The sequence below is a fragment of the Cupriavidus sp. WS genome, assembly GCF_000395345.1.
Taxonomy (GTDB): Bacteria; Pseudomonadota; Gammaproteobacteria; order Burkholderiales; family Burkholderiaceae; genus Cupriavidus; species Cupriavidus basilensis_B.
This window is the reverse complement of record NZ_AQPL01000394.1, coordinates 1-6,726: the sequence shown is the minus strand read 5'-3', so window position 1 is coordinate 6,726 and position 6,726 is coordinate 1. Positions and strand designations below refer to the sequence as shown.

At 71.8% G+C, this 6,726-nt stretch carries 5 protein-coding genes; 1 reads left to right on the top strand and 4 read right to left on the bottom strand.

All coding sequences use genetic code 11. The features are described from left to right. A partial coding sequence (locus tag K206_RS44410; RefSeq protein WP_231401698.1) for a hypothetical protein occupies window positions 1-253 on the top strand: 253 nt, incomplete at its 5' end. On the opposite strand, the gene K206_RS0127935 is transcribed toward K206_RS44410, so the two are convergent. From K206_RS0127935 to K206_RS0127920, 4 genes are all read right to left on the bottom strand, one after another. Beyond that, complete coding sequence (locus tag K206_RS0127935) at window positions 225-1,154, bottom strand: alpha-E domain-containing protein (RefSeq protein WP_020205673.1); 930 nt, start codon at window positions 1,152-1,154, stop codon at window positions 225-227. The genes K206_RS44410 and K206_RS0127935 overlap by 29 nt on opposite strands. Before the next feature lie 84 nt (window positions 1,155-1,238). After that, window positions 1,239-2,291: a transglutaminase family protein gene (locus K206_RS0127930; RefSeq protein WP_020205672.1), complete on the bottom strand. Its 1,053-nt coding sequence runs from the start codon at window positions 2,289-2,291 to the stop codon at window positions 1,239-1,241. Further along, window positions 2,288-4,957 (bottom strand): circularly permuted type 2 ATP-grasp protein, encoded by a 2,670-nt coding sequence (locus K206_RS0127925; RefSeq protein WP_029044172.1) that lies wholly within the window; start codon window positions 4,955-4,957, stop codon window positions 2,288-2,290. Before K206_RS0127925 ends, K206_RS0127930 begins: the two co-directional genes overlap by 4 nt. Before the next feature lie 26 nt (window positions 4,958-4,983). Beyond that, the coding region (locus K206_RS0127920) for a transglutaminase family protein (protein WP_020205670.1) at window positions 4,984-6,726 on the bottom strand (1,743 nt) is incomplete at its 5' end.

Genomic DNA, 6,726 nt, shown 5'->3' with positions numbered 1-6,726 from the left:
CCCAGCAGAACCACCACCCCCACCACGAAACCACCAATCCAAGAAGCCCTGTTCGGCTCTGCCCCTGCCGGCCAGGCAGCCCGCTTTCTTTGCCTACTTTCTTTTCGGGGAAAAGAAAGTAGGTCGCTCCGGGGGAGCGAAAGCCTTTGACTTTGATGTTAAGGCCTTTAAAGCCGTTGACTTTGAAGTCGAAGCGACCTTTAAAGCCGAAGCACAAAACCCTACTACCCCCGCATCAAAAAACTATGACTAACCCCACTCCCCACCTCATGCACCCTCCGCAAAAAATCCCCCAGCCACCCATGAATCCCCACAGAAAAAATATCCTCGATCCGCGCAAACTTGAGCTCGGCATGCAGCTTCCCCGCACGCCGCTCAGTCTCCGCTGAAGCGCCATTGCGCACCTGCGCCAGCAGCGCCACCACCTCCCGCAGGCTGGCCGCGAGCGAGCGCGGCATGTCGGGATGCACGATCAGCAGTTCGGCCACGCGCTCGGGCGTGACCGCCGCGCGGTAGACCTTGCGGTACATCTCGAACCCGGAGACCGAGCGCAGCACCGCGGCCCACTGGTAGAAGTCGTCCTGCTGGCGGTCGAGGTCGGTGGACTGGAACTTGACGTCGAGCAGCCGCGCGGTGTTGTCGGCGCGCTCCAGGAAGGTGCCCAGGCGCATGAAGCAGTAGGCCTCGTCCTTGAGCATGGTGCCGGCTTCCACGCCGCGCGTGAGGTGGGAGCGGAACTTGACCCACTCGAAGAACTGCGCGGGATCGTGCCGCAGGATGCCGTCGGCGATCATCTGCTGCACGTCGAGCCAGGTGGTGTTGATGGTTTCCCACAGCGGCGTGGTCAGCGCGCCGCGCACGGCGCGGGCGTTTTCGCGGGCGGCGCGCAGGCAGGACATGATCGAGGCCGGATGGCTCAGGTCGCGCACCATGAAGTCGAGCACTTCCTCGTGCACCACGGTGCCGTGGTGCTCGGCGAAGACCGGGGTGAGCTCGGTCGCGTCGAGCATGGCCAGCCAGCCCTGCCGGGATGCGTCGCGCGACTGCGGCAGCAGCGCGGTCTGGTGGTTGACGTCGAGCATGCGCGCGGTGTTCTCGGCGCGCTCGGTGTAGCGGGCCATCCAGAACAGGTGGTCGGCGGTGCGGCTCAGCATATTGATTCCCCTTCTTTTTCGGCAACCCCTGCAATGCGCAAGCAATTGGCTTGCCAGCCGTGCCGCCGGCGCAGCGCGCGCCGGCTACGCCAGCGGCAGCACGCTTACCTCCACCTCGACGGTATGCGCGCCGCCGCCCACGATGACCCCGCGCAGCAGCGAGACGTCGCTGTAGTCGCGCCCGAACGCCAGCGTCACGTGGCCGGTGTCGGCCAGCACGTCGTTGGTCGGATCGAGGTCGACCCAGCCGGCCAGCGGACAGTACACCGACAGCCACGCGTGCGAGGCGTCGGCGCCGATCAGGCGCGGCTGGCCCGGCGGCGGCTCGGTGCGCAGGTAGCCGCTGACGTAGCGCGCGGCCAGGCCGAGCGAGCGCAGGCAGCCGATCATGACCTGGGCGAAGTCCTGGCACACGCCGCTGCGCAGCGCGAACGCCTTCAGCGCGGGGGTGTCCACCTCGGTGGCATCGGTCTCGTATTCGAAGTCGGCGTGGATGCGGTGCATCAGGTCGATGGCGCCAGCCACCACCGGCACGCCGGGCCCGAAGCTGGCCAGCGCGTAGGCCTTGAGGTCCGGGTGCAGCGCCACGTTGGGCGAGGCGAAGCAGAACTCGCTCTGCGCCCGGAACGGCTGGCCGGCGCGAAAGCGCAGCGCCGCCACGGCGTCTTCCCACGGCATGCTGGCGGCGGGATCGAGCGCGTCCCAGCGCGGCATCACGCGCACCGTGCTCTCGCAGCACAGCTGCATGAAGTCGTGCGGCACGTCGATGGTGAAATACAGCACGTGGTTGCCGAAGGCGTCGGTGCCGGCATGCTGGTGCGACGGCTCGGGGTCGACCCACGCGCTGTGCGACAGCACGGTCTGCCACGGGCACGCCACCGGCCACACCACGGCGCGCTGCTGGGCGTTCTCCACCGGCGCGGAGTAGGTGTAGGTGGTCTTGTGGTGGACCGTGAGCAAGGCCGCGGCGGGCGCCGGGGCAGGCACCGCGGCGATGGCCGCCGCGCCCGCCGGGCCGGCCACCGCGTCGTTGTCGGCTTCGGTCCCGATCTTGGCCCCGGCTCCGATTCCGGCCCCTGCCTCGTCCACGGGACGCTCCGCCGCGCCGCCCGCCAGCCCCGTCGCCGGCGCGCTCATGGCCGCACCCGCACGCCGGCCACGCCGGCATGGCTGAAGTAGCGCGCGCTGATCTCGTCGGAGAGCTGCGCCATCAGGCCGCCCAGGCGGTCGCACAATTGCACCAGATTGGTGTATTGGCCGCGCCCGTCGCGCTCGCATAGTGCTTCCCAGCCGGGCAGCGTCTCCACCGCGGGCAGCCACTGCGGCAGCGGCGCGCGGCCGCCGCCGGCCGGGCTGGCCGGCGGCGTGATCTGGCCGAGCTTGACGCGCAGCCGCGCCAGCAGGCCGTAGAGCCCGCGCGGGTTGGTGGGTTCGATCACGATCTGCTCGATGAGTGCGGGCATGTCGGTGCGCCCCGGATAGAGCGCGCGGAAGGTGAGCGTGCTGTCGAACAGGTGCAGCAGCAGGTCGAAGCCGCTGCGGTGCATGAGCGCGCCATGCCGCGTGAAGACTTCGAGGAAGGTCGACAGCGTGCCCACGCGCTCGATATGGCGGCCGATGAACAGCAGGCGCCAGGCTTCGTCGCGCATCATGCGGTCGCCCTGGGCGCCGCTGATGGCGGCGAGCTGCATGCCGAGGTGGTCGAGCGCGGCCAGCACGCGCGGGCGGTCGTAGTAGCCGCAGTCGCCGCTGCCGGACGCGCCGGTGCAGGCCGCCGCCATCGCGTCGCCGAAATCGTTGCGCGCGGCCAGGATGGTGCGCCAGTGGTCGTTGGACAGGCGGTTGCGGATCTCGGTGGCGGCGTGCACGTGGCTGGCCAGGTTCTGGCCCACGCTGGTCCAGCCGGCGCTCTCGGCCAGCGCCGCCACCAGGCTGCGCTCGAACACGCGCAGCGAGGCGCGCGGCTGCGGCGCGCCGGGCGGCAGCAGGCCGCAGGCCTGCGTCAGCTCGCCGATCACGTCGAGCACGCTGTCGTCGCGCTCGTCGCTGCTTTCGATCGAGCCCAGCACCAGCCGGCACAGGCGCACGTTGTTCTCGGCGCGCTCGGCGTAGCGGCCGGCCCAGAACAGGTTCTCGGCGGCGCGGCTCGACACCGCCAGCGGCTTGGCGACCGGCCCCGGCCCGGCCCCGCCCAGCGTGGTCGAGGCCGCCAGCGCCGGCCCGTGCGGCGGCTGGCTCGACAGCACCCAGGTATCGACGCTGGAGCCGCCCAGTTGCATCGACACCGCCGGCTGGCCCTCGCCGGCCAGCCGCGTGAAGCCGCCCGGCATGACCTGCCAGCCGCCGCGCCCGTCGGCGATCGCGTAGACGCGCAGCATGGCCGCGCGCGAGCCGATCTGCGGGCCTTCCCAGCGCGGCGCGTGCGACAGCGGCAGGTCGGCCTGGATGGTGAACAGGTCGGGCACCTGCCCGATGCGCTCGCGCCAGTCGGCCAGCCGCTGCAGGCCGCGCTCCATGCCCAGGCGCGGCCCTTCCCACGGCTGCGCCATGCCGCGCGGGTAGGTCGGCATCAGGAAGGCCTCGCCGAGCTGGTCGAGCGCCTGCGCGCGCGCCGAGTCCTCGCCGCACCACCAGCTCGGCACGCCGGGCAGCAGCAGCGGCTCGCCCAGCAGCTCGCGCGCGATGGCCGGCAGGAAGCCGTGGATGGCGGGCGTCTCCAGGAAACCCGAGCCGGGCACGTTGGAGACCAGCACGTTGCCCGCGCGCATCGCCTGCAGCAGCCCGGGCACGCCCAGCGTGGAGTCCTGGCGCAGCTCGACCGGGTCGCAGTAGGCGTCGTCGAGCCGGCGCAGGATCACGTCCACGCGCTCCAGCCCGGCCAGCGTCTTGAGGTAGACCACGTCGTTGCGCACCGTCAGGTCCTTGCCCTCGACCAGCGTGATGCCGAGGTAGCGCGCCAGGAAGGTGTGCTCGAAATAGGTCTCGTTGTAGGGGCCGGGGGTCAGCAGCACGATGTGCTTGCCGGCGGCCGCCGCGGCGGCGCTGGCGTCGGCCGCGCGCGGCGGCGGCGCACCGGGCACGCCGGCCGGGCCGGACAGGCGGCCCGCGGGCAGTTGCGCCAGCGTGGCCACCAGTTGCGCGAAGGCGGCCGGCAGGCGCCGCACGCGCAGTTCGCGGAAGGCGTCGGCGAACAGGCTGGAGATGATGAGCCGGTTCTCCAGCGCGTAGCCCATGCCGGAAGGCGTCTCGGTGCGGTGCGCCATCACGGTCCAGCCGCCCTCGGCGGTGTGCGCGAGGTCGACCGCGACGATATGCAGGAAATTGCCGTCCGGCGGCTGGTAGCCCTTGAGCGGGCGCAGGTAGCCGGGATGGCCGAAGACCAGCCCGGCCGGCAGCAGGCCCTTGGCCAGCAGCGTCTGCGGGCCGTAGATGTCGGCCACCACGGCGTTGGCCAGGGTGGCGCGCTGGATCACGCCGCGCTCGATCTGCAGCCAGTCCTCCTCGGCCACCATGAACGGCAGCAGGTCCAGCGCCCAGGCGCGCGCGCCGCCGTTGTCGGCGTAGACGTTGTAGGTCACGCCGTTGTCGCGGATCTGGCGCGCCATCGCGGCGGCCTGCTGGCCGAGCGCGCCGATGCCGTCCTCGCCCAGCACCTGGAAGAAGCCCGCCCACGGCTCGCGCAGCCCGCCCGCGCCCGCGCCGAGCTCGTCCAGGTGCCCGGGCGGCACCGCGCGCGCGCGGCGCATGGCCGCCTCGGCGGCGGGCGCGGATTCGTCGAAGGGCAGTGAGGGCTGCAAAGGCACGGGGCGAAGCTCGGCGGCAAGGCGGATCAGCGTTGCCGCAGGTCCAGCGTGAACGGAAACTCGAGGCTGCGCGCCGGCGTCTCGACGCGCATCGCGCCCGGCGTGTGGCCGAGCGTGAAGAAGCGCGCCAGCCGCCGGCTCTCGGCCTCGTAGGCATTGACCGGGAAGGTTTCGTAGTTGCGCCCGCCCGGATGCGAGACATGATACCGGCATCCGCCGATGCTGCGCCCCATCCAGCTGTCCACTACGTCGAATGTCAACGGTGCGTGCACGCCGATGGTGGGGTGGAGCGCAGACGGCGGCGCCCAGGCGCGGTAGCGCACCCCGGCCACGTACTCGCCGGCCCGCCCGGTGGGCTGCAGCGGCACCGCGCGGCCGTTGACCGTGACCACGTGGCGGCTCTCGTTCATGCCCAGCACGCGCACCTCGAGGCGCTCGAGCGACGAGTCCACGTAGCGCACCGTGCCGCCGGCGCTGCCTTCCTCGCCCATCACGTGCCAGGGCTCGAGCGCGCTGCGCAGCGTCAGGTGCAGCCCGCCGGCGGACAGCTCGCCCACGCGCGGGAAGCGGAACTCGAAGTGCGGGGCGAACCAGGCGTTGTCGAAGGCGAAGCCGGCCTCGCGCATCTCGCTGAGCACGTCGTCGAAATCCATCTGCACGAAGGTGCCGAGCAGGAAGCGGTCGTGCAGCTCGGTGCCCCAGCGCGTCAGGCGCGTGCGGTACGGCTGGCGCCAGAAGCGCGCCACCAGCGCGCGCAGCAGCAGCTGCTGCACCAGGCTCATGCGCGCGTGCGGCGGCATCTCGAACGCGCGCAGCTCCAGCAGGCCCAGGCGCCCGGTGGGGCCGTCGGGCGAGTAGAGCTTGTCGATGCAGAACTCGCTGCGGTGCGTGTTGCCGGTGACGTCGATCAGGATGTTGCGCAGCGTGCGGTCCACCAGCCACGGCGGCATGTAGGCGCCGCCGCCGATGCCGCCCTGCGTGCTGCCCAGGCGGTCGAGCTGGTGCTGCAGCTCGGCGAAGGCGATCTCCAGCTCGTAGAGCTGGTCGTTGCGCGCCTCGTCCACGCGCGGCGCCTGGCTGGTCGGGCCGATGAACAGGCCCGAGAACAGGTAGGACAGCGAGGGATGGTTGTGCCAGTACGCGATCAGGCTGGCCAGCACGTCCGGGCGGCGCAGGAACGGGCTGTCGGCCGGCGTGGCGCCGCCCAGCACGAAGTGGTTGCCGCCGCCGGTGCCGGTGTGGCGGCCGTCGACCATGAACTTCTCGCTGCTCAGGTAGGTCTCGTGCGCGGCCTGGTAGAGGTATTCGGTATGGTCGACCAGCTCGTCCCAGTTGGCGGCGGGATGGATGTTGACCTCGATCACGCCGGGGTCGGGCGTGACCTGCAGCAGCTTCAGGCGCGCGTCGCGCGGCGGCGGATAGCCTTCGAGCACGATCTTCACGCCCAGCGCGGCGGCGGTGGACTCGACCGCGGCCAGCAGTTCCAGGTAGTCCTCCAGCACCGTCAGCGGCGGCATGAAGACGTAGAGCATGCCGCGCTTGTCGCCGGCGGCCGCCAGCTCGGCCTTGGGGCCGGCCGCGCGGCTGGGATGGCGCACCTCCACGCACAGCGCGGTGCGCGTGATCCAGCCCGCGGACTCGCCGCGCGCGGGCACGCGCGCCAGGTCCGCCGCGCCGTGGGCGAAAGCGCCCGCGCCGGCCGGCGCGGCGCCGCCGCGCGCGCTGAAGGCGGCGGTGCCGGCGCGGATCGCGGCGGCGTGCCGGCCGGG